At 63.9% G+C, this 1,955-nt stretch carries 2 protein-coding genes and 1 pseudogene; 2 read left to right on the forward strand and 1 reads right to left on the reverse strand.

What is annotated here, in order from left to right; genetic code table 11:
* Positions 1 to 205: 205 nt before the first annotated feature.
* Positions 206 to 874, reverse strand: a complete 669-nt coding sequence (locus EOA33_RS33975; RefSeq protein ID WP_127407599.1) for a metalloregulator ArsR/SmtB family transcription factor — start codon at positions 872 to 874, stop codon at positions 206 to 208.
* Positions 875 to 946: 72 nt separating this feature from the next.
* On the opposite strand from EOA33_RS33975, the gene EOA33_RS33980 reads away from it, so the two are divergent.
* Together EOA33_RS33980 and EOA33_RS33985 are read left to right on the forward strand one after the other, a co-directional pair.
* The gene (locus EOA33_RS33980) at positions 947 to 1,687 is read left to right on the forward strand and encodes an MBL fold metallo-hydrolase (RefSeq protein WP_126055308.1); all 741 of its coding nucleotides are present in this window, start codon (positions 947 to 949) and stop codon (positions 1,685 to 1,687) included.
* A gap of 3 nt (positions 1,688 to 1,690) precedes the next feature.
* Positions 1,691 to 1,955: pseudogene (locus EOA33_RS33985) on the forward strand (MFS transporter); the annotation flags it as partial.

Genomic DNA, 1,955 nt, shown 5'->3' on the forward strand with positions numbered 1-1,955 from the left:
GCAAGATCCGGTACAGCGAGCATTTCGCGGGCAGTGCGCTGGCGATCATCCGCGCCACCGAGAAGATGGGGCTCGAAGGCATCGTCTCGAAGCGCGCCGACAGCCACTACAGCAGCGGACCGTCGAACACATGGCTGAAGGCCAAATATTCCGCGCCCATCCCGGCGTAACCGTCCCGGGCAAGGCCCAAGGGTGCGAGGCCACCTTAGGCCGTCGCCTCAACCGGAAGGCCCGCAGCCTTCCATTCGGGGTAGCCGTCCTCGAGCCGATGAACGACATACCCTCGCGCCCGCAATGACGCGACAGCCTCGAAGGACAGAACGCAATAAGGACCGCGGCAATAGGCGATGACCTCCCGGTTGGCGGGAAGCTCCGCCAGCCGGCGTTCAAGGTCAGCGAGCGGAATGTTGAGCGCCCCCGGAAGATGTCCAAGCGCAAATTCGTCCTCCGACCGGACGTCGAGAACCGTGACAAGACCGTCATGCAGTCTTGAGACAAGGTCTTCGCGCGACACAGCCTCCAGCGCGTCGCGTGCGTGGAAGTAGTCGGCCATGACGCGATTGACCTCGGCGACGTTCCGCTCGCCCACGCGCCCCAAGGCCTTCATCAACTCAACCACCTGGGTATCTCCGGCAAGACGGTAAAGCACATGCTTGCCGTGCCGCCGCGCCTCGACAAGGTGCGCGCGCCGGAGGATCTGAAGGTGGCGCGAGGCGTTGGCAAAGCTGAGGCCCGCCCGTGCCGCAAGCCCCTCGACATTCCGTTCACCCTGAGCGAGGTGCTCCAGCAACTCCAGCCGGTGCGCATGCCCGAGAGCTTGAGCCACTTCGGCAAGGCTGGCGAAAACCGCCTGTTTTGGTCCGATGCTTGACATGCATTCTTCTCGATGGAACATTCAGCAGAATAATTGAATGTTATCTCGGGCGAGGCAGGGAGTGCAAGAGTCATGATCCTCCGTCAGTTCCTCCATTCCGATCCCGTCGCTGCATCCTACCTGTTCGGATGCGGAGGCAAGTCGGCAGCCGCCGTCGTCGATCCGGTAGGCGATATCGCGCCCTATCTTCGAGTTGCCGAGGCGACCGGCATGCGCATTCTCTATGTGGTCGATACGCACATCCACGCCGACCACATTTCCGCCGGGCGGACGCTCGCCGCAGCCTCCGGCGCGGAATACATGCTGTTCGAGGGCGCGGAAGCCGGTTTCCCATTTCGACGCGCCAAGGACGGCGAGGTAGTCGAGCTCGGCAACGTGACCATGACCGTCATGCACACGCCAGGGCACACGCCGGAGCACATCTCGCTCCTGGTCACGGACAGGACACGCGCGGCCGAGCCATGGTTCGTGCTGACGGGCCACACTCTCATGGTTGGCGATCTCGGACGAACCGAACTTGCAACCAGTGCCGAGGACGGCGCGCGGACGCTGTTTTCGAGCGTGCGCCGCCTCAAGCAACTGCCGGATCACGTCGAAGTGCTGCCCGGCGCCTACTCCGGCTCGGTCTGCGGGCGCTCGCTCAGCGGCAAGCCGACATCGACGATTGGCTTCGAGAAGCGCTTCAATAAGGCGTTCCGCATTGATGACGAGGACACTTTCGTCGCCACGATGATCGCGGACATACCGCCCCCGCCGCCGGAGGCGGCGCGCAACCGTGCCGCCAACGCGGGTCTCGCCGCCGCCGCGGCCTGAGCAATGAACGAGGGGGCATCAGTCTCGCCAGGCTCGACTGTCAGGCTTGGGCTCAAGGAAAACTGGCGGCAGTTTGCCCTGCTCATGCTGGTGAACGCCTTCGTCGGTGGCATGGTCGGGCTCGAACGAACAGTCGTGCCGCTCATCGGGTCGGAAGAGTTCGGCATCGCCTCGACGACACTCGTCGTCTCCTTCATCGTCAGCTTCGGCGTGGTCAAGGCGCTTGCCAATCTGGTCTCGGGCCAACTCGCGGACACCTGGGGACGCA

It is taken from the genome of Mesorhizobium sp. M4A.F.Ca.ET.050.02.1.1 (genome assembly GCF_003997725.1).
Lineage (GTDB): Bacteria > Pseudomonadota > Alphaproteobacteria > Rhizobiales > Rhizobiaceae > Mesorhizobium.

Bases quoted from the DNA above. Each gene is read 5' to 3' on its own strand.
- EOA33_RS33975 (WP_127407599.1), bottom strand. From the start codon at position 874: ATGTCAAGCATCGGACCAAAACAGGCGGTTTTCGCCAGCCTTGCCGAA.
- EOA33_RS33980 (WP_126055308.1), top strand. From the start codon at position 947: ATGATCCTCCGTCAGTTCCTCCATTCCGATCCCGTCGCTGCATCCTAC.